A 25,405-nucleotide genomic window follows, 5' to 3' on the forward strand; every position below is an offset into this window, starting at 1 on the left:
AAGCAATTCCGTTTCATTCGGTCCTCCCCCAAGGCATGTACGCGGCGAATGGCCCATTGCCACCCATGGACGCTAGGCTAGCGGCGCGGTTGCGCACCGGCGAGTGGACCTAGGTCCAGTCGGCAGCGGTCGCCAGATCCGGATACTGGGCGCGTCCCCACCCGGAAGCGCCGTATGTCGTTACTGATCGTACTTGCAGCGCTGGCCTTCCTCATCCTGGTGGCCTACCGCGGTTACAGCGTGATCCTGTTCGCGCCCATCGCCGCGCTTGGCGCAGTGCTGCTCACCGATCCCTCGCTGGTGGCACCGATGTTCACCGGCTTGTTCATGGACAAGATGGTTGGCTTCCTCAAGCTCTACTTTCCGGTGTTCCTGCTGGGCGCGGTGTTCGGCAAGCTGATCGAACTGTCCGGCTTCTCCCGCTCGATCGTGGGTGCGGCGATCCGCTTGTTCGGACCGCAGCGGGCGATGCTGTCGATCGTGCTGGTGTCGGGCCTGCTCACCTACGGCGGCGTGTCATTGTTCGTGGTGGTGTTCGCGGTCTATCCGTTCGCGGCCGAGATGTTCCGCCAGAGCGACATCCCCAAGCGCCTGATTCCGGCCACGCTGGGAGTGGGCGGCTTCAGCTTCACCATGGACGCATTGCCGGGCACGCCGCAGATCCAGAACATCATCCCGACCACGTTCTTCGGCACCGATACCTGGGCGGCTCCGGTGCTGGGTACGCTGGGCAGTGTGTTCGTGCTTGCGGTGGGCATGGCCTACCTGGAGTGGCGCCGCCGCGCGGCGGTGCGCAGTGGCGAGGGCTACGGAGACCCGGCCACCTTGGTGAACGAGCCGGCACCGTTTGCAGGCACCCGTCTGGCCCACGCGGGCATTGCCGTGCTGCCGTTGCTGCTGGTGTTTGTGTCCAACAAGCTGTTCACCCTGGGCATACCGCACTGGTACGGTGCGGAGCACAGCTTCGTGCCGTCGATCATGGGCAGCGCCGCGCCGGTGGTGCAGGGCGTGGCGAAGATCACCGCAATCTGGGCCGTGCTGGGGGCGCTGCTGGTTGGCATCCTGTCGGTGCTGGCGCTGGCCTGGCGCCCGGTGGTGACCCAGTTTGCCGAAGGCACCAAGGCGGCGATCGGTGGTGCCGTGCTGGCAGCCATGAACACCGCCTCGGAATATGGCTTCGGCGCGGTCATCGCCGCGTTGCCTGGCTTCATGGTGGTGGCCAACGCGCTGGGGGCGATCAAGGACCCCCTGCTGCATGAAGCGGTCACCGTAACCGGTCTTGCCGGCGTCACCGGCTCTGCATCGGGCGGCATGAGCATCGCCCTGGCGGCAATGTCGGAGACCTTCATCGCCAACGCGCAGGCTGCCGGCATCCCGATGGAGGTGCTGCATCGTGTTGCCGCGATGGCATCGGGCGGCATGGACAGCCTGCCGCACAACGGTGCAGTCATCACCCTGCTGATGGTCACCGGGCTGACCCATCGGCAGGCCTACAAGGACATTTTCGCAGTGACCATCATCAAGACCCTCGCGGTGTTCGTGGTGATCGGCATCTACTACGCCACCGGCTGGGTTTGACAGCGGCGTCGCAGCACCCTCTGGAAGGTCGGTCCACGAGGATTTCCGGTACCACTTCATCCACGACTCACGCATGAGGATCTGGTCATGAAATCTGGAATCGATTCAATCAAGGCGCTGATGCTGCTGCTGTGCACCTGGCTGGCCACCACGGGCGCCGCCTCTGCGGCAGACCCACCCGGGCATTGGGACGTTGGCCTGTACGGCAATCTGTTCGGTGCCCGCGAGTACCAGGTGTGGGTGCCGGCCGGCTACGACGAAACGCGGCCATTGCCCCTGTTGCTGGTGCTGCACGGCTGCGTGACCGGTCCGAACCTGATGGGCGAGGCCTCCGGCTTCAACGAGGTGGCCGACACCGAAGGCTTCATCGTGGTCTACCCGCGGCAGAACGTAACCTCCAACCCCGCACGCTGCTGGAACTGGCAGCTGCCGATCAACCAGGCACGCGACAGTGGCGAAGCCTCCATCTTGGCCGGCATCGTGGACAAGGTGAAGGCGGGCTACAGCATCGATCCGCACCGGGTGTACGTCACCGGCATTTCCGCCGGCGGGGCGATGACTTCGATCATGCTGGCCTGTTATTCGGATGTGTTCGCGGCGGGCGCGATCCACTCCGGCGGCATGTACAAGGGCGCGACCACGATTTCCGGCAGCGCCTATGCGCTGTTGGCCGGCAGCATCTACTCACCGGACAGCAACGGGCGGCTGGCCTGGCAGTGCTCGGGCTCGCCGTCGCCGCGGCCGATCCCGGTGCTGGTCTTCCATGGCACCGCCGACGCCACGGTGAACCCGATCAACGGGCAGCAGGCCGTGCGCCAGTTCCTGCAGACCAACGACCTGGCTGACGATGGCGTGGACAACGACTCGGTGAAGTACGTGCCGACCAGCACCTTCCACGGCCAGGTGCCGGGTGGGCGTGCCTACACGGTTGACTCTTACACCTATGGCGGCAGGACGCTGGTGCAGCATTACGTGGTGCAGGGGATGGGGCATGCCTGGAGCGGCAGCCAGTCCGGTTTGCCGTTCACCGATCCCAAGGGCCCGGATGCCACGTTGATTACCTGGCTGTTCCTGAAGGATCAGCAGCGCTGAGTGTGGGGGCACAGGAGCAGGGGAGGCGGCGCCAGTGTGGGAGCGGTGGGCTCCCGCACTGGCGCGCGGCCTTTGCCTCATCCATCCAAGCGTGTCCGCCCGCATGCGCACTCGTGCTCAACCCCGGGCCAGAAGCTCGTCGCGGATGATCTGTGCACCTGCGCTGAGCGCGCGCAGCTTGCCTCGTGCTACGTCACGCGACAGCGGCGCCATGCCGCAGTTGGTGCTGGGGTAGAGCTTGTCAGCATCCACGAACTGCAGGGCCTTGCGCAGCGTGTTGGCCACTTCTTCCGGCGTCTCGACCGTGCTGGAAGCCACATCGATGGCACCGACCATCACCTTCTTGCCGCGCACCAGCTCGATCAGGTCAATCGGCACGTGCGAGTTGTGGCATTCCAGCGAGATGATGTCGATGCTGGACGTCTGCAGCTTCGGGAACGACTCTTCATACTGGCGCCATTCCGAACCCAGCGTCTGCTTCCAGTCGGTGTTGGCCTTGATGCCGTAGCCGTAGCAGATATGGACCGCGGTTTCGCACTTGAGCCCTTCGACAGCGCGCTCCAGTGCAGCGACACCCCAATCGTTCACTTCGTCGAAGAACACGTTGAAGGCAGGCTCGTCGAACTGGATGATGTCGACGCCGGCCGCCTCCAGTTCCCTGGCTTCCTGGTTGAGGATCCCGGCGAACTCCCAGGCCAGCTTTTCGCGGCTCTTGTAGTGCGCATCGTAGAGCGTGTCGATCATGGTCATCGGGCCCGGCAGCGCCCATTTGATCGGCTGCGTAGTCTGCCTGCGCAGGAACTTCGCATCTTCCACAAACACCGGCTTCGGACGACTCACCGCACCCACCACGGTGGGCACGCTGGCGTCGTAGCGGTCGCGGATGCGGACGGTTTCACGCTTCTGGAAATCGACGCCACTGAGGTGTTCGATGAAGGTGGTGACGAAATGCTGCCGTGTCTGTTCGCCGTCACTGACGATGTCGATGCCGGCGTGCTGCTGTTCCTGCAGGGACAGGCGCAGGGCATCCTGCTTGCCTTCAATCAGGCCGTCATCCTGCAGCTTCCAGGGCGACCAGAGCTTTTCGGGCTCGGCCAGCCAGGAGGGCTTGGGCAGGCTGCCTGCGGTGGAGGTGGGGAGCAGTTTCTTCGTCGACATTGTGTCTTGTGTCCTGAGGGGCGAATGGAAAAGCGGTGGATCAGCGGGCGGCCCACTGCTCAAGCACGGCGCGGTACGGCTTGATGAAGTGTTCTTCGGTGAACCGGCCTTGCTTGACCGCCAGCTGGCTGCGTTCTTCGCGGTCGTAGACGATGCGGGTGGACGAATAGTCCTGGTGCTTCAGGCTGGGCTGGTAGACCTTGCCCGCTACGGAATTGGCGTTGTAGATCTCGGGGCGGTAGATCTTCTGGAAGGCCTCCATCGTGCTGATGGTGCCGATCAGTTCCAGGTTCGAGTAGTCGCCCAGCAGGTCACCCTGGAAGTAGAACGCCAGTGGCGCGACGCTGCCTGGCGGCATGAAGTAGCGCACCTGCAGCCCCATCTTGTCGAAGTACTGGTCGGTGGGGGAGAACTCGCCTTGCCGATACTCGACGCCCAGGATGGGATGGTGGTTCTCGGTGCGATGGTAGGTCTTGCTGCTGGACACGCTGATGCAAATCACCGGCGGCTTGCTGAAGTGCGCACGGTAGGCGTCGGACGCCAGGAAGTGCTTGAACAGCTTGCCATGAAGATCGCCGAAGTCCTCGGGAATGCCGAAGGTGGCCTTGCCTTCGTTGCTGGCGGGCAGCACGACGCTGAAATCGTAGTCGCGGACGTAGGAGGAGAAATTGTTGCCGACGATGCCTTCCGTGCGCACGCCGGTACGCGTGTCGACGATGGTCGGCCGCAGTACCTCGATCAACGGGAACGTATCGCTGCCGTCGCTGCCATCGATGTGCATCTCCACCGAGATGATGTCCAGCTCGACCGCGTAGCGATCCGCGCTGGGGTTGTCCCAGTGCGCCAGATCGTTGAAGCGGTTGTTGATCATGCCGAGCGTGTTGCGCAGGTTTTCCTGGCGGGATTCGCCGCGGGCCAGGTTGGCGAAGTTGGTGGTGATGCGCGTGCCGTCAGCGGGCTGGTAGTCCTCGTTGAAAGGAATACGGGTGATGCTGAAGGTGAAGTTCTCGGTCGTCATGGGCGGCGTTCCGGGTTGCGGGGGTGACATCCGAATGCAGGTCGCTGGCATTCGGCATTCAGAGGACTGCAGCGGCCTCGGTAACGGCAGGTGCTGCACGATGGGAGAGGGCAAGCAGGGGCATCGCTCGCTGCACTGCCAGCCGCGCCCGCTGCATCAGGGCCTCGTTCTGCACGCAGCCGTCTGCGAAATCCTTGTCGGTTGCGTAGACACCCAAGGGCAGGGTTCGCGCCTGGAAGAAGCTGAAAAGCGGTCGCAGCTGGTGGTCGATCACCAGCGCGTGGCGTTCGCTGCCGCCAGTGGCGGCCAGCAGGATCGGGGTATCGACCAGCGCGTCCTGGTCGATGAAATCGAAGAAGTGCTTGAACAGGCCGGTGTACGAACCGCGGTAGACCGGCGTAACCACCACCAGCACATCGGCCCGCTCGACAGCGGCCAACTGCCGCTCCACGGTTTCGGGCAACTGCGAGCGCCGGAGCGCACCGGCCAGTTGTGGCGCCAGTTCACCCAGTTCAATCAGGTGCTGATCGCAGGGGACGCCTTCGCCGATCAGGTCCAGCAGGTGCTCGGCCAGGGTCGCGGCCCTTGAGGGGCGCTGCAGCCCGCCGGAAACGGCGACGATACGGAGGGGGCGGGTCATCTCTTCGCTTCAGCAGGGGAGGGGCTGCTTCGGGGTGACCTGCAGGGGCGCAGTCCTGCGTGCCGGCTGGGTAGCCGCGCTGGCAGGGATCCGAAGGCATGAGCCGATGCTAGCCAGCCCTTCCCATGACGTAAAATGGTATTACTTCACCAATCCATGAGTGAGATTCATCGTCATGTTGGAGCGGATCCATCTCAGCATCGTGCAGCAGGTCGAGCAGCAGGGGTCGCTCACGGCCGCCGCCGGCGTGCTGAACCTGACCCAGTCAGCCCTGAGCCACAGCATGAAGAAGCTGGAGCAGCAGTTGGGCACCAACGTCTGGTTGCGCGAAGGCCGCAGCCTGCGCCTGACCCAGGCGGGCCAGTACCTGCTGGCGGTGGCCAACCGGGTGCTGCCGCAGCTGGACCTGGCCGAGGAACGGCTGGGCCAGTTCGCGCAGGGCGAGCGTGGCGCGCTGCGCATCGGCATGGAATGCCACCCCTGCTACCAGTGGCTGTTGAAGATCGTCTCGCCCTATCTGGCCAGCTGGCCCGACGTCGATGTGGACGTCAAGCAGAAGTTCCAGTTCGGCGGCATCGGCGCCCTGTTCGGCTATGAAATCGACCTGCTGGTCACGCCCGACCCGCTGTTGAAGCCGGGTCTGAAGTTCGTCCCCGTCTTCGATTACGAGCAGGTGCTGGTGGTGGCCAAGGGCCACGCGCTGGCGTCGGTCGAGCACGTCAAGCCCCGCCAGCTCAGCCAGGAAGTACTCATCAGCTATCCGGTGCCGTTCGAGCGGCTGGATATCTACAACCAGTTCCTGCTGCCTGCCGGGGTCACGCCCCGGCGCCACAAGGCCATCGAAACCACCGACATCATGATGCAGATGGTGGCCAGCGGTCGCGGCGTGGCCGCCATGCCACGTTGGCTGGTGGAGGAATATGCAGCCCGCATGGACGTGGTACCGGTGCGTCTGGGTGCGAAAGGCATTCCCAAGCAGATCTACCTGGGCGCGCGTGAGGCCGATACCGGTATCGATTACCTGCAGGCGTTTGTCGAACTGGCACGGAACAGCTCCGCAAGCGCCGGCAACCTGCGTGGTGCCGGCTGATGTCAGCAGGCGTTGGCCGCATGGAGCCACTGGCGCAGACCTTCGTCAACGCCTTTTCATTGGAAGTCAGTGCCAAGGCCATGCCTGCGCTGCGCGCCGAAGCCGCCCGCATTGCACGGGGGACGACGATTTCCATTCCCTACCTGCCGAGCGAGGACGATGCTGCGCGTCTGGCGGCGGCACGCAGGGTGCGCGAACTGGGGTTCGAGCCGATGCCGCACCTTTCCGCACGCCGCATCGGCTCGCGGGCGGCGCTGGAGCACTTCATCGAGCGTGCCGTCATCGACGCTGGCATTGACCGCTGTTTCGTGATCGCAGGCGATCTTGCCACGCCTGCCGGGCCGTTCGCCGACAGCACATCGATCATCGAGAGCGGCATTCTCGAGCGCGCCGGCATCAAGGTCGTGGGGGTGGGCGGGCATCCGCAAGGCCATCCGGTGATGACCAGCGCCGAGAGGTGGCGCGTGCTTGAAAACAAGTGCCAGCGTATCGAAGAGCGAGGCATGGCACCGCTGGTCATCACCCAGTTCGCATTCGACGCCGATATCGTTCTGGCCTGGTTGAATGAACTGCGCGCCCGTGGCATCACCCATCCGGTGCTGGTGGGCGTTCCCGGGCCGGCCAGCATCGCGCGGCTTGTACGCTATGCGGCCATGTGCGGCGTCGCTGCAAGCACCTCGATGCTGTCCCGCTACGGCATCTCCATCGGCCGCCTGCTGGGAAGAGCCGGGCCGGACGTGTTCGTGGACCGCCTGGCAGAGGGCTTGACCGAAGCCCATGGGCAGGTCAGCCCGCATCTGTTTCCCTTCGGCGGTATCGCACCGACCATGGAGTGGGTGGAGCACTACCGGATGCGTGCAGGCGATGCGCACACGACCCGCTCACCTGTTGCCGATGAACCGTCATGACACGCATGGGCCTGTCATGGCCGATCACTGCACTCCTCACCCAGCCATTGGCAGAACGCCTGCACATCGGGGCGGTCCTGAGCCCTCTCGCGACGGATCAACCAGAATGCGTAACGGTTCTCCAGCTCCAGGCTGAAGGGTTTCACCAGCCTGCCTTGGCGGAGATCGTCTTCCACCAGCGGCGCCACGCCGAGCGCCACGCCATGGCCGGCCACCGCCGCTTCCTGCGCAAGATAGATGCTGGGGAAGACCGGCCCAGCGCTTGCGTTGACGTTGATGGCGCCGGCGGCCTCCAGCCAGTGTGACCACGCCGGCACGCCGGGGCGGTCCGTGGCACTTTCATCGTGCAACAACGTGCAGTGGCGCAGATCATCAGACCGCTGCAGCCGGCCAGCAGTGCCGGCCAGCAGCGCGGGCGAGCACACAGGGAATACCGGCGCCTTCAACAGCAGCTCAGCACGCACGCCGGTGTAGTTGCCTGCACCGTAGCGGATGCCGACATCGAATCCTCCGCGCAGAAAGTCGGCGTGTTCATTGCCGGTGTCGATGCGCACCCGGACATTGGGGTGCGCATGGTGAAAGCGATGCAGCCTTAGGGCCAGCCATTTCGCGGCGAACGACTCCATGGTTGTCACCCGCAGCTCGTGTGGTGCGCGCGTCCTGGCGCGCTCCAACGCCAGGTCCAGCTGCCCAAGTAGATCGCCGACCGTTGTTGCCAGCGCCGCGCCGTCTGATGTGAGCGCCACGGCGCGGTGATTGCGCTGGAACAGGCTTACGCCCAGATAGGCCTCGAGGTGTTTGACCTGATGGCTGACCGCAGCCGGGGTGACGAACAGTTCGCGCGCCGCCTGATTGAAGCTGAGGTGGCGGGCAGCCGCTTCGAACGTGCGCAGCGCATTCAGTGGGGCAGTGGGGCGGGGTTTCACGGGCACCATCCAAAGCAGGGGCTCTGTCATCGTAGCGCATGAATTTTTCTAACGCGAAGCGTAGAACTACTCGTTTGCCGGGTGCCGCATGAGCTGGTGATGATGCCGATCCTCCCACCCGGAAAGCCCGCCGTGCGAATTCAGGAGCTTGCCCCAGATGTGCTGATGTTCGTCGGTGACCAGGTTGAATCGGTCGCTACCGCCTTCGTCAACGGAGACCAGGTGCTGCTGGTGGACGCGTTGGGCAGCGAGGAGGATGCCGCCTGGTTGCGGGACGTACTGCACGGGCAGATGGGCAAGAGGGTACGACTGGTTGCCGCCACCCATTTCATGAGCGACCACATCTGTGGCATGACGCTGTTTCCGGAGGCGCTGACCCTGGCGCACCGCCATCACCGGCATGCCTTTCTTTCGCAGAACCAACCGGTGGCATCACGCTACCGCGATCCCGATATCGTGTTCGACAATCTCGCCATGCGCTGGGGGCGCCACCAGCTGCGCTTCCTGTACAACCCCGGCAAGACGATGGACCACATGAGCGTGGATGTGCCGAGCGCCGATCTGGTCTGCGTGGGCGACAACATCGTCGGCAACATCGTCTATCTCTCCCGGTCGGACCCGGCGCTGCAGCGCGCCGCCATCGGCCGTATCCAGCAGTTCGGGCGCAGCAGGGTGGTCGGCGGGCATATCGGGGTCTTCGATGCGGCGGTGCTGGGCAATGCACTCCACTACCTGCAGCGGATGCAGGAGATCGTCGTGGATATCCGGCTGCGAACTGCGCCGACGGAGACCACGGCGCTGATGGCAGCCATCAGACTGGAGGATTGCATCGCGTCGGGGGTAACGCCGACGGCATTCGAACGAGAATGGCATGGACACAATCTCACGGCGATCGTCGCGCAGTCGATCTTCTCCCTGGACGCTGCGCTGGCAGCAAGGGAGCAGGCCGCATGAAACACGATGCCGTCAACGCACCGGCGCTGGGCAGTCGCAGACGCTTCCTTGCCCGTTGCGCCGGTGTGGCCGCTGCTGCGCTGGTCCCTGCTGGTTCCGCTGCGCCACCGGCGGAGATGCGCAGCCTGCGGGCCCAGCGATTGGCGTGGGCCGGGGTGCGGCTGCAGTTGCCGGAGAGCACGCTGCTGATTGATCCGCTGGTGAATCCCGCAACGTGGGGCAAGGCATTGCCGGACCGGCTGGTGCCGGTGAACGATGTGCTGGGCGAAAGCCACGTGCTGGTCACCCACACCCACTCCGATCACTTCGATGCAGATGCGGTTGCGGCGGCGCTCAGCAAAGGGGGAACACTCGCATATCCAGCCGGCCTGCAGCCCATGCCGCTACCCGCAGCCGCACGTGCACGGCCGAGCGCGCTGTGGGAGCCCCAATTGCTGGGCGACTTCACTGCAACGCCGGTACCGGCATCGGACGGCTACGGCGATACGCAGGTTTCCTGGGTGGTAGCAGCGGGCGGCCGACGCATCTTCCATGGCGGCGACACCCAATGGCACGGCCATTGGTGGCGTATCGGGCGCCAGTTCGGACCGTTCGATGCGGCCTTCCTCCCCATCAATGGCGCCACGTTCGGCTGGCGCGAGCCCGTAAGTGGCCAGCCTGGCGTACTGACGCCGGAGCAAGCGGTGGCAGCGGCGGCAATCCTCGGCGCACGCACGCTGGTGCCCATTCACTATGGCATCAGCGGAATGGACAACTATGCGGAAGTGGACGACCCGCTCGGGCGGCTTCGCAAGGCAGCCGGTGACCGTGCCGTGGCCGTGCAGGTCGTCGAGCCGGGCGCGTGGCTGACATGGCCGGCGTAGTCCCGTATCCGCGCGTGAATCATTCCTGGCCCTGGGAGAACCCATGAATCGAGCACACTGCATTGCAACCGCCATCGCGTTTTCTTCTTTTTCCATGGCCGCCCTGGCGGCGGAAACCACCAGCCCCAAACGCCCCTCGGTCGAGCAGCTGCAGAAGGTTATCGTCAGCACCTCGCCGGAGACCCGCGTGGATGCTCCCGACAAAGAACGCATCACGGCGCGGCGGATCGATATCGTCGACGAGAACGGAGTGATCCGGATGACGCTCTCGGGCCAGACGCCACCGCCCATCATCGATGGCATCCAGTACAAGCGAGCCTTCAATGTGGCGGGCATGGTGCTGTACGACCACAAGGGCAGCGAGCGCGGTGGCTTCGGAACCGCAGACGTCGAGGGCGGCATGGCCGTACTGGCGCTTGACCACCCGGCCATGGATGCAATTGGCTGGCGCGTGTCGCCCGACGGCGACGTGCGGTTCTCGATCAACCAGGCGCCGCCGCTGATTCGCGAGCCGCGGCTGGACAATCGCCTGATTCCGGGGGTGCAGACGCCAACACGCATCGAGATGGCGGTGGCAGCCGATGGCACCCCCGCCATCGCGCTGAACGATCAACAGGACCGCGCCAGGCTGCGCCTGACCGTAACGCCGGAAGGCTACGGGGCCATCGAGTTCCTGGACGTGCAGGGCAGGGTGATCCATACCCTGGCGCCCGAAGCCCATCGGCAGTGATGGCAGGTTGTCACTGACGCAGCAATCGCCCAACTACCATGGAGCCGGCATGGAAACTGAAATACGGCAGCTCGAAGAAGCGCTGCGCATCGCGATGCTCACCAGCGACGTGGCCGCGCTGGATGGCCTGATTGCAGACGCCCTGATCTTTGTGGGGCCTTCGGGCGAAGTGTTTGGCAAGCAGGATGATCTGGCCCTGCATCGTTCAGGGCGCCAGAAGCTGAGCATGGCCGAATGGCAATCGGTGGAGATTGCCCTGCATGATCAAACCGCTGTTGCACTCACTACTGCGGACCTGGCCGGAACCTTCGATGGCGCAGCCTTCTCTGGCCGCTTCAGGTACTGCCGCTTCTGGGGGAAGACGGCCGGTGTCTGGCAGGTGCTGGGCGGCTCGGTTGTCGCTCTGCCCGCAGCAATGGAGACAATCGCCTAGACAGCCGGCGGTGACTCATGGCCCGGGGTGGACGTTGTTCTCCGCATCCTCCATTCCCGGGCTCACCCGGCGGCCGATGTCCTTCAGCCTTGCCAGCTGGTCGACCATCGACGGTGCATCGTCCAGGCTGCCGACAAAGGTCCACAGGTAGGTCATCACCGCATAGACGTGGCCAGGGGTCACGCCATCGGTCGTGGCGAGGCGGCCGATGGTCAAGGCAAACAGCACCGCAGCAGCCGCACCGACCACCACGAAGGCACCAGCCTCGCGATCGGAGAGCAGGATGCGCAGTCGCGACAGGGTGCGGTAGTGGCGGCGCAGTACCGACGGGCCGACCCGGTCGACCAGCCGGATTTCATGCTCCAGCCGGTTGTTCAGGCGGCCGTGCAACTGCTCGTTGCGGCGAGCGAACGAGGGCAGCAACACCAGCGCACCGAGCAGGGCGATGAGGCTGGCGGCCCCAACCAGGGGTTCGATTGCCAGCAGCATCGCCGCCGCGCCGAACATGGAAACGAGCGCAGTGGCGATGATCGGCACGTGCTTCTCGAAGAAGTCGACGAACTCGCGGGCCAGTACCACCCGCGCCGCCGAGGTGGAGGTAGCCTGGCCCAGGCGCCGCTGCGCCTGCACCACGTTTACCGCCAGATCGGCGTAGATACGGGTGAAGGTGCGTGTATCGACCGCACGGCGGGCGGCGCCTACCAGCCAGAACAGCAGCACCACGCCGGCGTAGGAAATGGCATGGCCGACGTTGCCACGGATGATCGCGTCCACCGCGAAGCCGGCGAACAGCGGATAGGCCAGCAGCAGCGCATTCTCCAGCGCCACCAGCGAAAAGGTGCCAGTGAGCTGCCAGGGGTAGGTGCGCAGGATGGCTTTCAGGGTGGCGGCCGCATTCTGCTGGCCGATGCTGCCGGCTGCGACGGCCGGATCGTGTGGGGGTTTCATGGGGACCTGGGCAGATCGAGGATGGGGCAGGGGATCGATGGAGGCATTTCCCCTGATCGCTGCCAGTATCTGCAGTCCTTTGGAGGGAGCATGGAGGAGCGATGGAGATTGCGTGGAGATGCTGGCAGCGTTCAGCGACGGGCGTGTACCGGCCAGGGGAGCTCGACCCGGGGCGAGGCTCGGCATCCATCGGCAATCGAGCCCCTGCCATCGGGTATCTTAAGAGCCCTTTTCCCACCTCCCTTCAAGCGCCTACGCATGCATGCGAATCCGATGACTGTTCGAAACAGGCGATGGCTCGGCAGCGTGGTCGTATCCGCGGCGTTGTTGGCGGCAGGCTGCGCCAGCGAGAAGGCCGCAACGAAGGATCTCGGGGCGGAGATCGACGAAGTTGCCGCGACGCTGATCCAGCAGCCGCTGCTTCATTCGACCTCGATCGGCGTCGTGTACCGGGGCGAGGAATTCGTCCGTCATCGCGGCAACATGGAAACCGGCAAGCCTGGCCCTCCAACCGATGCGACCCTCTACGAGATCGGCTCGTTGAGCAAGACCCTGGCCGGCACCCTGATGGCCAATGCCGTTCTGGAACACAAGGTCAGTCTGGACGACGACGTCCGGCAGTACCTGCAGGGGGACTATCCGAACCTGCAGTACAAGGGCGAGCCCATCCGCATCCGCCATCTGCTGTCGCACACCAGCGGCCTGCCGAACATGCTGCCGGAACGCGCGAACACGGTGTTGGAGGACTTCACCGATCATCGTACGCCCAGCGAACTCAACACCCTCTATGCACACTACGGCAAGGCTGATTTCTTCAAGGATCTGCACGCCGTCGAGATTGACCGGGCACCCGGCAAGGACTACGCCTACTCCAGTGCCGGAACGGAACTGACAGCGCATATCCTGGAAACCGTCTACAACAGCGACTACGAGTCGCTGTTACGCGGATTCCTTGGCGATTCCGCGGCGATGACGGGTCTCAGAATCAGACTCAGCGACAGCGAAGCGTCCCGGCTTGCGGTCGGCTATCACAGCGACAACCCGATGCCGACCACGCCGATGCCACAGCTGCCGTGGGGCGCCTCCGGGAACGTGAAGGCAACTGTCCCGGAAATGGTGAAGTACCTAAGGTTCCAGCTGGCCAACGGGCCGGTGGTAAAGGAGTCGCATCGCCCTCTGGTCACGTTCGATTCGGAGTTCAGCATCGGCTACTTCTGGAACATCGTTTCCGGTGACCGGCTGAAGGGCGTCTACCATGCGCATCATGGTGGTGTACCGCGGTCGCAGTGCTACATCTACATCGTGCCCAAGTACGATCTTGGCATCTTCATCATCACCAACCAGAGCGGCGACCAGACGGCGCGCGCCATGGAGGCTGCGATCGATGCGCTGGTCGAAAAAATCGCCGCGCTGGAAGCTCTCGCTGGTAATGATGTTTCCCGATAGAGAGGGTGTTTCCCAGCTGTCCGGTGTGGTGCCGAACAGTGTTGGCACCCCAGGCAGGAGCATTGCGCATTGATCACCCGTACGTTGAACAGGATTCTACTGCTCGCAGGCTTGGGGCTTGTCATTGCGCCGAACGCCCCAGCAGCAGAATCGATCCGCAGCACCGTTCCCAGGCAGGATGAAATCGATCAGGCGCTGGCGCTTGTGTCCTGCAAGGCGGATCGCACCGCATTCCGGGCGTTGGCCCATCAATTGCGTGACATCGCAACCCGCGGGAAGCCATCGGGTGGCTGGCAGCCGATCGCCGGCAAGGGTGGGGGTTACAGCAATGCACTGGGCGACATGCCCGGCGTTGTCGCGGAAATGAAGCTTCCAGCACCGGCTCTGGTCTTCGGTCATCCGTCCACGCGGCTGATACTGTCGCGCAGTTCCGTGGTGGCTGTCTTCGATGCAGCCCTTGCTGCAGACCTCACCAAATCGCTTTCCCTCGATGGGCCGGGGACGCAGGGCGAACCCGGAGGAATGCGGGTGGTCCAGTCAGCACCGGAAGCCCAGGGCGATGGCATTGAAGTGATGGCACTGGTGGCCCAGCGCATCGAGGCCGACCCGATGCCGATCGCCGTGGCCGGGTGCCTGTACTTCACCCGGTGAAGTGCGCGACGTTCTCATGGACGGGCCCCTTCCCGGTTTCCGATCTTCGCTCCGGGGCTGTGAACAGAGGGATTCAAGGGCGCGGACCAACCTCGAAATCCTGCGCACGTACGGGCTGTTCGATCCGCAGGAATGCCAGGCTCGCCTTGCGCGGTGAACACTAAACGTCTCGGCGCTCCCCGGTTTCAGACGTGCTTTCCACCCCTTCGTCGGCCACCACGGGAATTGGTCGCGCGTCCATCAGCAGTGTCGATGCGTTTGGCTAGGCTGGATCGATCGACCCCAAGGATGAATGCTTTCGATGAATCGCTGGCTCTTTCTGCTGCTTGCCGCGCTCCCGTTCGCTGCCGGGGCCATCGTCATCCGTGATGATGTCGACGATGGCAGGTACCGCATCGAACGATCTGACTTCCCGGCGCTGGCGGACATGCCAGGAGAGGGGCACGGCGTTCTCATCGCCCCGCGTTGGGTGCTGACCGCAGCGCATGCAGCGCCGATGGAAGGGATGGGAGCAACGATCGCGATCAATGGCAACGCGTATGGCGTTGAACGCGTATTCCTGCATCCCGGCTACCGGAGGATGCCCGAGGCTCTGGGCAAGGAGGCGATGGCAACAGGAAGTCCTTCCCGGATCCATGCCTTCCTGGCGGCCTCGGATGACATCGCGCTGATCAAGCTTGCCGCGCCAGTGACCGATGCCACGCCCGTGGCGCTGTATCGGGGTTCAGCAGAGGTCACGCAGGTCGCCGTCCTGATAGGGAAGGGCGCCACCGGCAACGGTGCGGTTGGCCAGTTGCCGGATGCGCCGCACCGTACATCCCTGCGGCGGGCCCACAACACGATTACCGGCGGCAATCAGCGGTATCTCTGGTACCGGTTCGATCCGCCGCCGCAGGGCCTGCCGCTTGAGGGCGTACTGGGAAGTGGAGACAGCGGTGGTCCGCTTGTGGTCAACGACCACGGCACCTGGCAATTGGTGGGACTGGGGTCCTGGATCACGGCCGTACCCGAGCATGCCCTTGAAGCGGGCTTCTATGGCCAGATGGTCCACAACGTTCGCGTGTCACGCTACGTCGACTGGATCGAGGCCGTCATGCGGCAGGGGGACGATAGCCTGCCGCCCAGTAAAACCGGACGCGCCAATGGCTCACTTGGAAATGGACGCCCGTAACAGGTTCGATCGTGAAATCCCCCACAAACTGGTCTGAAGCGGAGCGCGCGCAGATGTGCCGCGCTCAGCGCTCAGCGCCCCGCGCATGTCGCTGAGGTGGCCCGCGGGGCGGGCACCCGCCACACCTGTTCACCTTCCTCGTCATTGCCCACGTAGAACGCGATGCGCCCATCCTCCTCGCGGCGAAGCGTGGGACTGAACGTGATGGTGTCCATTTCGCCGCCCTTGCCGACGAAGCGCATTTCACCGCCGCAGACAAAGTTCGAGCCGGCCTGCTCTCCCAGCGCACCACAGTTCAGTGGTGAGGATTCGACGCGGAACAACGGCTTTACCCGAGGCTGGATGCGCCCTTGGTCAGCCAGCTCGCAGAAGTGGTCGGCGATGGTGTTGCGCATCTCGGCCTGTGAGGGCATCCATGCGGGGCAGCGGGACGCGTCGTCCTGGCAGCTGCTGGCCGGGGCGGTGGAGGCGGGCTGGGTGGACGGTGCTGCGATCGTCCCGGAAAGCGGCAGCAGGGAAGCTGCGATGGCAAGCAACAGGCGAGTGGAGACGGACACGCGTATCTCTGGTCAGTTGAGCCCGGCATCGTAACGCAGCGCGCTGGCCATCACTCTCCTGGCGTCCCCGGCGGCAGGCTGTCATCACGCTCGTACCAGGATGGAAGCTCCAGCGCGTGGCTTTTGAGCATGGCCTGGATGCACGCGTGCGCCTGGCCCCTTTCTGCGTGCTCGCATTGGTCCAGAATCTCCGCAGCCAGCGTTTCAAACTGCGGCCAGAACTGCGCTGGATGGCGCGACCGCGCCAACCAGTGCATCAGCATCTCGGCCAGCGCATCAAGCTGCACCTGTATTTCAGGGCGCACGTTCATCCCGGGGCCGCACCCAGATCAAGCGCGACGCGGTAGTGATGGCCGTCGTCGCGCAGCAGGACGGTGAGGTCCGGCTGCAGCACGTCATCCACGTGCAGCGTGGGCTGGTCCTGCGCAGTGCGGGTCACCACGAACTCGTAGAAGCTGCGGCCGAAGCGGTAGCTCAGTTCGAATGACGGCCAGTGATCGGGCAGGCACGGTGCCAACGAAAGACGATCGCCCTGCCGACGTATGCCCAGCAGCGATTCGACCAGCAGGCGATACATCCAACCGGCCGAGCCGGTGTACCACGTCCAGCCGCCTCGCCCGACATGCGGAGGTACGGCGTAGACGTCGGCTGCCAGCACATAGGGCTCGACGCGGTAGGTCTGGATCGCCTCCGGGTCCAGCGTGTGACTGAGCGGGTTGATCATGCCGGCCAGCTCCCAGGCACGCACCGCATCGCCCTGCTGTGCGAATGCCATGGCCGCCCACACGGCCGCATGGGTGTACTGGCCGCCATTCTCGCGCACGCCCGGTACGTAGCCACGAATGTAGCCGGGGTCTTCCGGGGTCTGGTCGAAGGGCGGATCGAGCAGCTGGATCAGCTTGGCGTCCTTTCGCACCAGGTGCGTGTACAGCGAATCCAGCGCCTGCGAGGCACGTTCAGGCGCGGCGACGCCTGACAGCACCGACCAGCTCTGCGAAATCGAATCGATGCGGCATTCTTCGTTCTGTGACGAGCCCAATGGCGCGCCGTTGTCGAACCAGGCGCGGCGATACCATGCCCCGTCCCAGGCATGCTGTTCCAGGTTCTGGCGCAGGCTTTCGGCCTGCTGTTGGCACCACTCCGCACGCGGTGCATCGCCATGCGCGTTGGCCAGCCCGATGAAGCGGCGGAGCGTGTCATGCAGGAAGAAGCCAAGCCACACGCTTTCACCGCGCTGCTGGTCGCCGACGCGGTTCATGCCGTCGTTCCAATCCCCGCTGCCCATCAGTGGCAGGCCGCGCTCGCCGAGCAAGCGGCAACCGCGCTCGAGCGCGAGCACGCAGTGCGCATACAGTGTGCCGCGCTGCGTCGAAGGCGTGGGCATGTCGTAATACCCTTCCTCTTCGGGTGTCACCGCGCGCCCCTCGATGTAGCCGACCACTTCGTCCAGCACGCTGGCGTCGCCGGTAACCTCCAGGTAGCGGCATGCGCCCTGCGGCAGCCAGAGGTAATCGTCCGAACAGCGGGTGCGCACGCCGCGACCTTGCGGAGGGTGCCACCAGTGCATCACATCGCCTTCGGTGAACTGGTGTGCAGCGCATAGCAGCAGGTGCTCGCGGGTCAGGTCCGGGCGAGCGTGCACGAGGGCGAGTGCATCCTGCAGCTGGTCGCGGAAGCCGAACGCACCGCCTGATTGATAGTAGCCACTGCGCGCCAGGTAGCGGCAGCCCAGCGTCTGGTAGACCAGCCAACCATTGGCCAGTGCGTCCAGCGCCGGGTCTGGCGTGCGCACCTGCACCGTGGCCAGCACGTTGCGCCAGTGGATGCGCACCGCGTCCAGCGCGTCGATGGCCTCATGGGCGCCCTGGCGGCTTCGTGCCAACGCCAGCGTTTCCTTGCGGTTGCGCCCGGCGCCAAGGCGGAACGTCGTTTCGCTGCGGTCGCCTGCAGCCAGCAGCAACGGCACCTGGATCGCCGCGCAGGGATCCAGGCCCGCACCCAGCCGTGAATCCAGGCGCTCGCGACGCAGCGCCGCCGGTGCGTGCAGGCTGCCGTTGCGGCCGATGAACTCCAGTCGGTCACAGGTCCAGCCGCAGCCATCGGCATCGGTGTCGAAGAAGGCCATCCGGCCGCCGAAGTCGGTGCTGTAGGTGTTGCGCGCCAGCAGCGCGCCACTCTGCGGGTCACGTTCGGTGAGTACGTGCATGCGCGACTTCGCGCGCAGGTCACCCATCACCCATTCAACGTAGCCGATGGCCGACAACCGCCGTGGCCGGCCCGACAGGTTGTGCAGCCGCAGGACCGAGAACTTCAGCGGCGCGGCGACGTCGACGAAGACCCACAATTCGCTGGCGATGCCGTCTTCAACATGCTCGTAGACCGTGTAGCCGAAGCCATGGCGCGTACGATACGCGCCGGTGCCACGGCGCGGCAGCGGCATCGGCGACCAGACACGACCGGTGTCCTCGTCGCGCACGTAGAAGGCTTCGCCGCCCGTGTCCGACACCGGATCATTGAGCCAGGGCGTCAGGCGGAATTCGTGTGCATTCTCGAACCATGTGTAGCCCGGTGCACTCTCGCTGACGACGGTGCCCAGGCGGGCGTTGGCGATCACGTTGGCCCATGGCGCCGGCGTCGGCGCGCCTTCGCGTACCACCACGACGTACTCGCGGCCGTCCTCGCTGAAACTGCCGGTGCCGTTGTCGAATCGGCCGGTGCCGCGGTAGGGAAGGAAAGGCCACGGGTCGTCCACTTCTTCGTCGTGCTCGGCGCTCGGCGGCAGTCCGGGCTCCGGGCCCAGGTCGGCAACGATGGGCAGCCCGGGCGTCGCCTCCATCGACAGGGCCAGCTCCTGCTGCAGCGCTTGCGGCACCAGGGCCGGGATCCGTCGCGGAGGCAACGGCTGACGCCCCACCTGCGCGACCAACGTACCGTCTTCGTCGCTGATGACCGCCCGTGCCACCGCCTGCAACAGAATGCGGTCCTCGTGGGTCATGTTCTGCACCGGCCGCACGAAAATGCCGCCGGGGCGGTCGAGCAGGCCGGTCTCCGAACTGGCGGCCACCATCCCCAGAATCTGGTCCTGCAGCTCCTGCCGATAGCCGGCCTTGCTGTCGTTCCAGATGACCAGGTCGGTGTTGAGGCCCTTCTGGCGCCAGTAGGCATGCGCCTGCACCAGTTGCCGGACCAGTTCCACGTTGTCCGCGTCGGTGACCTTCAGCAGCACGATGGGCAGGTCACCGGAGATGGCATGGCCCCACAGCCCGGATTGTCCTCGCTGGTTCTGCTGCAGGACACCTGCACCGGCGCGCAGCAGCGGACCGGCATACAGCACGTGGCTGGCCAGGCGCTCGTACAGCGAGGCCTCGGCCTGGCTTGCGTTGATCTGCCGGCGCACCACCTGGCTGTGCGTCCAGGCCAGGTCGAAGACGCGGTCGGCCAGGCGGCGATCACGGTATTTGTCCACCAGTGCTTCGCAACCGCCGCGACTGGCGCCGATGCCATACACCATGTCCAGCTGTACGGTCTGCTCGGGCTCAAGCACCACGCGGACGCGGATGGCCACGATCGGGTCCAGCACCGAGCCATCGGTGCCGGACAGGTCGGCATCGGTGGTCAATGCCTGCGGCGTCCGCGGCGTGTTGCCACGGCCCAGGAAGCGCGCACGGTCGGTTTCATAGGAGATCGCCACCACCTCCGCATCGTGCACCGCCACCAGATGGAACATCCACGGCGGCACCTCGTCGTGCGAACGTGGCCGGCGCGTGCACAGCACCGCCTGCTTTGCGGCCAGGATCTCGCTCTGCACGAAGAGGTTGCTGAAGGCCGGGTGCGCATCGTCGGCCGCGGCGGGTGCCAGCACCACTTCGGCATAGGTGGTGATCTCCACCGTGCGCGGGCGACGGCTGCGGTTGGTCAGGCGCAGGCGCCTGAGCTCGATGTCGTCCTCGGCGGAGATGGCGACCTGCAGGTGGCTCTCGCAGCCGCGGCGCACACCGCGGAATTCCGCCTTGGCGTCAGAGAAGATCGCCTCGTAATTGTCCACTGCCACGCAGGTGGGCTGGTAGGCGGCAGACCAGAACTCGCCGCTGTCCACGTCGCGCAGATAGCAGAACGTGCCCCATGCATCGGTGGTACCGTCCTCGCGCCAGCGGGTAAGCGACAGGTCGCCGTGGCGGCTGTAGCCGCCGCCGGCATGGGTCAGCATGCCGTGGTAGCGACCGTTGGACAGCAGCTGCACTTCCGGGCGCGGGCCACCCGGGTCGCGCAGGACGCGCAGGGACGTCTCGTGCTCGGCCAGTGCCGAGTGCTCGCCAAGCGCTTCGACCTCATGGGGATGGAACACGCCCACGCGCGGGATACGTTCCTGCAGCAGCAGCAAGGTCGCCTGGAACTCGACATCGGCAAGGAAGCGGCGCTGCATCGGCTGGTCGCGCAACAGGTAATCCAGCGACAGCAGGCCCATGCCCTGATGGTGGGCCATGAACGAACGCAACAGGACGTGATCCTGTCCCGGCGGCACCCGGGTGGGCGTGTAGTCGATCGCCTCGTACATGCCGAAACGCCCGCAGAAGCCCAGTTCTTGCAGCGCCTGGAGGTTCTGGCAGGCCGCTTCCGGCGCCACCATCAGTGCCATCATGCTGGCATAGGGCGCGATGACCCGATCCTGCCCAAGGCCGCGTTTGAGCCCCAATCCGGGCACGCCGAACGCCCGGTACTGGTAGTTCAGGCGGGCATCGACGGCGTTGTAGCCGGACTCGGATACGCCCCATGGCAGGTTCAGCGTACGGCCGTAGACGATCTGTGCCTCGACCGCGTGCCGTGCGGTCTGGTCCAGCAACGTGTCCGGATAGCTGGGCATCACCAGCTGCGGCATGAGGTACTCGAACATCGAGCCACTCCATGACAGCAGTGTCGGCGTGCCGTTGACCTCGGTGAGCATGCGGCCGAGCGCAAACCAGCTTTCCTGTGCCAGCTGGCCCTGCGCAATGGCAACGAACGCGCCCAGCCGCGCTTCGGAAGCCAGCAGGTCGTAGAAGCTGTTGTCGAGGCGGTGGTCGTCTACGTTGTAGCCGATCGAAAGCAGGTTGCGGGTACGGTAGAACAGGAACCCGTATTCCATCAGCGAGAACTGCCCGGCGCGGTGCGCCAGGTCCTGCAGCTGCTCGATGCGCGCGCGCGCGTCCGCGCCGGCCGTACCGGGCAGGGCGGCCAACTGACGCAGGCTTGGCACCGGTGCATCGACGGCCGCGCTGGCATCGGCAGGGATATCGGCAAGCGAGGCGTGGGCGGCATGGCATTCGGCGGCGAACAGCGCCGGCCAATGCAGCTCACCGTCTTCGGGCGAGGGCGGTGCCGGCCATTGCAGCAGCACGGCGTCGGCCAGACCGGCCAGTTCCTGCAGACGGGCCAGCGACTGCGCCGTCCCGACGGGACGGTCGACACGCGTAGACGCCAAGCGCTGGCGAAGATGATTGAGCGCCTCGACCAGCGGCGCATCGTCGGCGCGATGACGCTGCCGCTCCTCTTCCAGCACGCCCAGCGTATCGGCCAGGCCATCGAACGTGTGCGGCGCCAGCACCGGCGCATCCACCAGCGCGAGCAGGCCTTGGCGCAGGGTAAGCAGGTGGCCGGCAAGGTTGCCGCTGTCGACGGTGGAGACGTAGCGCGGCGGCAGCGGCGCCAGGGTTTCGGTGTCGTACCAGTTCAGGAAGTGGCCGCGGTGGCGCGGCAGCTGGTCCAGCGTATCGAACGTGCGGGCGGTACGTTCAGCCACCGCGCCCTGCTGCAGATAGCCGAAATCCCACGCAGACAGATTGGCCAGCAGGGACAGGCCGATGTTGGTCGGCGAGGTGCGTCGCGCGACCACCAGCGCCGGATGCTCCTGGATGTTGTCCGGCGGCAGCCAATGATCCTGCTCGCGCACCCAGGCCTGGAAGAAGGACCAGGTGCGCCGCGCAAGCCGGCCCAGGAACGCCCGTTGCGTGACGGACAACTCGGCCACGCTTGCCGCCGGCGGGCGGCCCAGCCACGCCATCAATGCCGGCGCAAAGGTCCATGCCAACAGCAGCGGCAGGGCGATCGGCAATGCCTGCGGACGCACGCCGGCCACCACAGCCACCAGCGCGAGCGCCAGCAGCGAGGCCGGCGCCATCACCCGCCATTCCGCGCCGCGATCGCTGCCAAGGCGGCGCTCGACTTCGCTGGAGGGATTCCATTGCAGCAGGTGACGGCGTGTGACGGCCATGCGCCAGAGCGTGCGCAGCACGGCGTCACTGGCCAGCAGTGCTTCGTAGGGCAGGCACGCAATCTGGGTGGATGCGCGCAGCAACGACTGCAACGTACCGCGCCCGACCTTGATGTAATGCGCTTCCAGCGGAGTGTCTTCCGGAACGCTCAGGCCATCACGCAGCATGCCTATCAGCGGCGGCGCGAACCACAGCGCCAGCACCCACGCGGTCCACGCAGCAGGGTTCCGCGCATACAGCCAACCGGCTACCAACAACGCCAGGGCAGCGATCGGCACCACGCTCCGGCGCAGGTTGTCCAGCAACTTGCCGCGCGAGAGCAGGCTGAGCCGGTTGCGTTCCCAACCCGGGCCCGGGCGCGGTGTCCACGGCAACAACCACGGCAGCAGCTGCCAGTCGCCACGGATCCAGCGCGCACGGCGCTTGGCGTCGGCGGCGTAGCGCTCGGGATAGTCCTCGTACAGGCGCACATCACTGACCAGGCCTGCGCGTGCATAGCAGCCTTCCAGCAGATCGTGGCTGAGGATGCGGTTCTCGGGCAGGCGGCCCTCCAGCGCATGCTCGAAGGCGTCGACGTCATAGATGCCCTTGCCCACGAACGAGCCTTCGTCGAACAGGTCCTGGTAGACGTCGGAAACCATGCGCGTGTACGGATCGATGCCGGGCTCGCTGCCGAACATCCTGGCAAAACGCGAGGTGCGGCGCCTGCCGAGGCTGGTGCCGACGCTGGGCTGCAGGATGCCGTAGCCCTCCACCACGCGTTGCAGCTGCGGATCGAAGCGCGGGCGGTTGAGCGGGTGCGCCAAGGTGGCGACGAACGCGCGTGCCGCATCCCGCGGAAGCTGCGTGTCCGAGTCCAGCGTGATGACGTAACGGACGCCGATCAGGGCCGCCGCGTCTCCGACGATGCGCATGAACGCCGCCGCATCGCCTTGGCGGAGCAGGGCATTGAGCGCGGCCAGCTTGCCGCGCTTGCGCTCGTGGCCCATCCACACACCTTCGCCCGGGTTCCATTGCCTGGGCCGGTGCAGCAGGTAGAAGCGGTCGCCGCGCTCGGGCGCGTAACGATGGTTCAATTCCTCGATCCGTGCCACGGCGTGCGCAAGCAGAGCGTCGTCCATCGGCGCCTGTGCTGCTGGCGCGTCGAGAAAATCCGTCAACAACACGAAGCGCAGCTGGGGATCGCGGTTGGCCAGGAAACGCACCTCCAGCGCTTCGACCAGAACGTCGATGCCGTCGACGCTGGACAGCATCGAGGGGACCGCGACCACGGTGGCGCACGCGGCAGGAATGCCTTCGCTGAAATCAAGCTTGGGAAGCGGCCTGGGGGCGACCAGTACCGTCGCGGTCCAGTTCACCAGCACGATGCCGAGTTCACTGAACACCAGCAGCCCGAGCAGCGCGGCCAGCCAGACAGGTACCGAGCCGCTGCCGGTTGCCAGCAGGCCGCTGGTGGCCAGCACCGCCAGCAGGCCGATCGGCAGCAGGTACAGCGCAAGCGGCACGCGATGCGCCAGTCGCCGTGCCTTGCGGTGGCGCGGTGCTGCCTCGGCCACCGCCGCAACAGTGGTCTGCAGGCCTTCGCCGACCAGCCAGTAGCCCACGTGCGTGCGTGGGCCGTCCGCCGGCGTAGCCGCCCGTGCCAGGTCCAGGGCGATGGTCGCAACGCGCTCTTCGGCGATGCGGCTGCCGCGGGCAATCTTCTCCACCACGTGGCGGTAGGCATCGCGGGTGCCGAAATCCATCTGCGCATAGACGCCCATGGGGTCTTCCCGCAGCCGCTGCTCGACCACACTCATGTCTTCGACAAAGGTGCGCCAATCCATGGTGGAGAGGAAACGCAGGCTGCCGATGCTGTTGCCGATGGAGACCTGGTCGGCCGCCTGCTGCTGCCCCTCGGCGGCAACCAGTTCGTCGATGCGCTGCCCAGCCGCTGCCGCCCACTGTTCCAGCCACGCGATGGGCATGGCCCACGCGCCGCCGCGCCCCTGCAGCGAGCGCGTCAGCTCGGCGATGAACGCGCCGGTCAGCGGCGGCGCGGATCGCGCCATGTCGGCAACCACCAGGACCACATCAGTAGGGGTGTCGGACGCCGCGCGATTGAGCTGGTCGGCCCACTGCGCGGCCAGGCGGCGGTCGGTCCCATCGCGCATCACCCGCGCGGCCATGCGCCGCAGGTTCTCCAGCAGCGCCAGGCGCAGCATGATCGGAACGGCCCACAGTTCGCCCAGGCTCAGCGGCGCGAGCGACTGGTACGAGGCGATGAAGCGGCCCAGCGTATCGGCGTCAATGCGGCCGTCACCGTGCGCGATCGCCTGCATCGACAGCTCATACACCCGTGGCAACCCGGCCGATGGGCCGGAGGCAAGTGAAGGAAGCTGGCGGCTGTAGCCGCGCGGCAGGTGGCGTCGCGCGGTCTGGATCTGTTCTTCGACCAGGTAGTAGTTGTCGAGCAGCCATTCCCCCGCCGGGGTGACCGGCCGCTGTTCGCGCACCACGCTGCTCAGCAGCGTGTTGGCGTCTTCCAGCACGCGCTCGTTGGCCTGCAGTCGTTCGAGCAGGCGCTCCGGGCTGGGTCGCAACCGCACGCGATGCTGTCGCGCAAGTGCGCGGCCGTACTCCTCCATCTGTTCAACGTTGTACAGCGCGGCACGCAGTGGGCCCTCGGTGGCCTCGATGGCCGGGGCCGATGCCTGGTGCTCACGCCAGCGCCAACGCACACGACGACGCAGGCGCAGCCAGCGGCCAAAAAGACGACGAAGGTGGGGCATAGGTTACCGATGGGTGCAGGGCGCGTCCTGCATGGTTGCATTGCAGGGGCCGTGGTAACTGTGAAGGCCGGGCCCGGTTGGCGTGGTCGCCGCTCAATGCGGTCTGATCCTGAGGCGACCCGGAGTCAGCAAGGCAAGGGTAGTGCCGGCCGCTGGCCGGCAACGCGCCATCCATCGCGCTCCTCGGCTACGACGGATGCCGAGCCTGCTCGGCGCACTTCTT

19 protein-coding genes are annotated in these 25,405 nt (G+C 65.7%); 11 read left to right on the forward strand and 8 right to left on the reverse strand.

From position 1 onward, the window contains the following. Window positions 1–174: 174 nt before the first annotated feature. Complete coding sequence (locus J2X70_RS02435) at window positions 175–1,578, forward strand: GntP family permease (RefSeq protein ID WP_309908766.1); 1,404 nt, start codon at window positions 175–177, stop codon at window positions 1,576–1,578. 87 nt (window positions 1,579–1,665) lie between these two features. After that, window positions 1,666–2,670 carry a PHB depolymerase family esterase gene (locus J2X70_RS02440; protein ID WP_025874524.1) on the forward strand — a complete coding sequence of 335 codons (1,005 nt, stop codon included), beginning with the start codon at window positions 1,666–1,668 and terminating at the stop codon, window positions 2,668–2,670. Window positions 2,671–2,787: 117 nt separating this feature from the next. Here the strand turns inward: J2X70_RS02440 and J2X70_RS02445 are convergent, their stop codons facing one another. From J2X70_RS02445 to msuE, 3 genes are read right to left on the reverse strand one after another with little or no spacing between them, the layout of a single operon-like run. Then, on the reverse strand, window positions 2,788–3,828 hold the full coding sequence (locus J2X70_RS02445) for a methionine synthase (protein WP_263928863.1): 1,041 nt from the start codon (window positions 3,826–3,828) through the stop codon (window positions 2,788–2,790). Between the two features lie 40 nt (window positions 3,829–3,868). After that, the gene (locus J2X70_RS02450; RefSeq protein ID WP_080148744.1) at window positions 3,869–4,846 is read right to left on the reverse strand and encodes a DUF1852 domain-containing protein; all 978 of its coding nucleotides are present in this window, start codon (window positions 4,844–4,846) and stop codon (window positions 3,869–3,871) included. Window positions 4,847–4,904: 58 nt separating this feature from the next. Continuing rightward, on the reverse strand, window positions 4,905–5,486 hold the full coding sequence (msuE, locus tag J2X70_RS02455) for an FMN reductase (RefSeq protein ID WP_025874527.1): 582 nt from the start codon (window positions 5,484–5,486) through the stop codon (window positions 4,905–4,907). A 175-nt stretch (window positions 5,487–5,661) separates the two neighbouring features. Between msuE and J2X70_RS02460 the strand changes: the two genes are divergently transcribed. Continuing rightward, window positions 5,662–6,576, forward strand: a complete 915-nt coding sequence (locus J2X70_RS02460) for a LysR family transcriptional regulator (RefSeq protein WP_309908769.1) — start codon at window positions 5,662–5,664, stop codon at window positions 6,574–6,576. Further along, window positions 6,576–7,484: a methylenetetrahydrofolate reductase gene (locus J2X70_RS02465; protein ID WP_263928861.1), complete on the forward strand. Its 909-nt coding sequence runs from the start codon at window positions 6,576–6,578 to the stop codon at window positions 7,482–7,484. Before J2X70_RS02460 ends, J2X70_RS02465 begins: the two co-directional genes overlap by 1 nt. A 14-nt stretch (window positions 7,485–7,498) precedes the next feature. Here the strand turns inward: J2X70_RS02465 and gcvA are convergent, their stop codons facing one another. Next, complete coding sequence (gcvA, locus tag J2X70_RS02470; protein WP_309908772.1) at window positions 7,499–8,410, reverse strand: transcriptional regulator GcvA; 912 nt, start codon at window positions 8,408–8,410, stop codon at window positions 7,499–7,501. A 99-nt stretch (window positions 8,411–8,509) separates the two neighbouring features. Here gcvA and J2X70_RS02475 point away from each other — a divergent pair, with 99 nt between their 5' ends. The 4 genes from J2X70_RS02475 to J2X70_RS02490 are packed head-to-tail and all read left to right on the forward strand — an operon-like array spanning window position 8,510 to window position 11,390. After that, window positions 8,510–9,364 carry an MBL fold metallo-hydrolase gene (locus tag J2X70_RS02475; protein ID WP_025874531.1) on the forward strand — a complete coding sequence of 285 codons (855 nt, stop codon included), beginning with the start codon at window positions 8,510–8,512 and terminating at the stop codon, window positions 9,362–9,364. Further along, on the forward strand, window positions 9,361–10,227 hold the full coding sequence (locus tag J2X70_RS02480; protein WP_223482504.1) for an MBL fold metallo-hydrolase: 867 nt from the start codon (window positions 9,361–9,363) through the stop codon (window positions 10,225–10,227). Before J2X70_RS02475 ends, J2X70_RS02480 begins: the two co-directional genes overlap by 4 nt. A 43-nt stretch (window positions 10,228–10,270) precedes the next feature. After that, complete coding sequence (locus J2X70_RS02485) at window positions 10,271–10,957, forward strand: hypothetical protein (protein WP_309908776.1); 687 nt, start codon at window positions 10,271–10,273, stop codon at window positions 10,955–10,957. 49 nt (window positions 10,958–11,006) lie between these two features. After that, window positions 11,007–11,390, forward strand: coding sequence for a nuclear transport factor 2 family protein (locus J2X70_RS02490; RefSeq protein ID WP_309908778.1), 384 nt, complete (start codon window positions 11,007–11,009; stop codon window positions 11,388–11,390). 15 nt (window positions 11,391–11,405) lie between these two features. Here J2X70_RS02490 and J2X70_RS02495 read toward each other — a convergent pair whose 3' ends face one another. Further along, window positions 11,406–12,338, reverse strand: a complete 933-nt coding sequence (locus J2X70_RS02495) for an ABC transporter six-transmembrane domain-containing protein (protein ID WP_025874535.1) — start codon at window positions 12,336–12,338, stop codon at window positions 11,406–11,408. Between the two features lie 273 nt (window positions 12,339–12,611). Between J2X70_RS02495 and J2X70_RS02500 the strand changes: the two genes are divergently transcribed. The 3 genes from J2X70_RS02500 (at window position 12,612) to J2X70_RS02510 (ending at window position 15,606) form a co-directional block, all read left to right on the forward strand. Continuing rightward, window positions 12,612–13,784, forward strand: a complete 1,173-nt coding sequence (locus J2X70_RS02500) for a serine hydrolase domain-containing protein (protein WP_309908780.1) — start codon at window positions 12,612–12,614, stop codon at window positions 13,782–13,784. Between the two features lie 69 nt (window positions 13,785–13,853). After that, entirely contained in the window at window positions 13,854–14,435 is a 582-nt protein-coding gene (locus J2X70_RS02505; RefSeq protein ID WP_139784898.1) for a hypothetical protein, read from the forward strand. Between the two features lie 301 nt (window positions 14,436–14,736). Continuing rightward, window positions 14,737–15,606 carry a trypsin-like serine protease gene (locus J2X70_RS02510; RefSeq protein WP_279207276.1) on the forward strand — a complete coding sequence of 290 codons (870 nt, stop codon included), beginning with the start codon at window positions 14,737–14,739 and terminating at the stop codon, window positions 15,604–15,606. Window positions 15,607–15,677: 71 nt separating this feature from the next. On the opposite strand, the gene J2X70_RS02515 is transcribed toward J2X70_RS02510, so the two are convergent. The 3 genes from J2X70_RS02515 to J2X70_RS02525 are packed head-to-tail and all read right to left on the reverse strand — an operon-like array spanning window position 15,678 to window position 25,182. Beyond that, window positions 15,678–16,163, reverse strand: coding sequence for a hypothetical protein (locus J2X70_RS02515; RefSeq protein WP_309908784.1), 486 nt, complete (start codon window positions 16,161–16,163; stop codon window positions 15,678–15,680). 50 nt (window positions 16,164–16,213) lie between these two features. Next, window positions 16,214–16,474 carry a hypothetical protein gene (locus tag J2X70_RS02520; RefSeq protein WP_025874540.1) on the reverse strand — a complete coding sequence of 87 codons (261 nt, stop codon included), beginning with the start codon at window positions 16,472–16,474 and terminating at the stop codon, window positions 16,214–16,216. Then, complete coding sequence (locus tag J2X70_RS02525) at window positions 16,471–25,182, reverse strand: glycoside hydrolase family 94 protein (RefSeq protein WP_279207280.1); 8,712 nt, start codon at window positions 25,180–25,182, stop codon at window positions 16,471–16,473. Before J2X70_RS02525 ends, J2X70_RS02520 begins: the two co-directional genes overlap by 4 nt. Window positions 25,183–25,405 lie beyond the last annotated feature (223 nt).

This window comes from Stenotrophomonas sp. 1337 (assembly GCF_031455455.1).
In the GTDB taxonomy this organism is placed as follows: Bacteria; Pseudomonadota; Gammaproteobacteria; order Xanthomonadales; family Xanthomonadaceae; genus Stenotrophomonas; species Stenotrophomonas indicatrix.

Excerpts from the sequence above, each read along its gene's own strand:
- J2X70_RS02435 (WP_309908766.1), top strand. The coding sequence starts at position 175 with ATGTCGTTACTGATCGTACTTGCAGCGCTGGCCTTCCTCATCCTGGTG.
- J2X70_RS02440 (WP_025874524.1), top strand. The coding sequence starts at position 1,666 with ATGAAATCTGGAATCGATTCAATCAAGGCGCTGATGCTGCTGCTGTGC.
- J2X70_RS02445 (WP_263928863.1), bottom strand. The coding sequence starts at position 3,828 with ATGTCGACGAAGAAACTGCTCCCCACCTCCACCGCAGGCAGCCTGCCC.
- J2X70_RS02450 (WP_080148744.1), bottom strand. The coding sequence starts at position 4,846 with ATGACGACCGAGAACTTCACCTTCAGCATCACCCGTATTCCTTTCAAC.
- msuE (WP_025874527.1), bottom strand. The coding sequence starts at position 5,486 with ATGACCCGCCCCCTCCGTATCGTCGCCGTTTCCGGCGGGCTGCAGCGC.
- J2X70_RS02460 (WP_309908769.1), top strand. The coding sequence starts at position 5,662 with ATGTTGGAGCGGATCCATCTCAGCATCGTGCAGCAGGTCGAGCAGCAG.
- J2X70_RS02465 (WP_263928861.1), top strand. The coding sequence starts at position 6,576 with ATGTCAGCAGGCGTTGGCCGCATGGAGCCACTGGCGCAGACCTTCGTC.
- J2X70_RS02475 (WP_025874531.1), top strand. The coding sequence starts at position 8,510 with ATGATGCCGATCCTCCCACCCGGAAAGCCCGCCGTGCGAATTCAGGAG.
- J2X70_RS02480 (WP_223482504.1), top strand. The coding sequence starts at position 9,361 with ATGAAACACGATGCCGTCAACGCACCGGCGCTGGGCAGTCGCAGACGC.
- J2X70_RS02485 (WP_309908776.1), top strand. The coding sequence starts at position 10,271 with ATGAATCGAGCACACTGCATTGCAACCGCCATCGCGTTTTCTTCTTTT.
- J2X70_RS02490 (WP_309908778.1), top strand. The coding sequence starts at position 11,007 with ATGGAAACTGAAATACGGCAGCTCGAAGAAGCGCTGCGCATCGCGATG.
- J2X70_RS02495 (WP_025874535.1), bottom strand. The coding sequence starts at position 12,338 with ATGAAACCCCCACACGATCCGGCCGTCGCAGCCGGCAGCATCGGCCAG.
- J2X70_RS02500 (WP_309908780.1), top strand. The coding sequence starts at position 12,612 with ATGACTGTTCGAAACAGGCGATGGCTCGGCAGCGTGGTCGTATCCGCG.
- J2X70_RS02510 (WP_279207276.1), top strand. The coding sequence starts at position 14,737 with ATGAATCGCTGGCTCTTTCTGCTGCTTGCCGCGCTCCCGTTCGCTGCC.
- J2X70_RS02520 (WP_025874540.1), bottom strand. The coding sequence starts at position 16,474 with ATGAACGTGCGCCCTGAAATACAGGTGCAGCTTGATGCGCTGGCCGAG.
- J2X70_RS02525 (WP_279207280.1), bottom strand. The coding sequence starts at position 25,182 with ATGCCCCACCTTCGTCGTCTTTTTGGCCGCTGGCTGCGCCTGCGTCGT.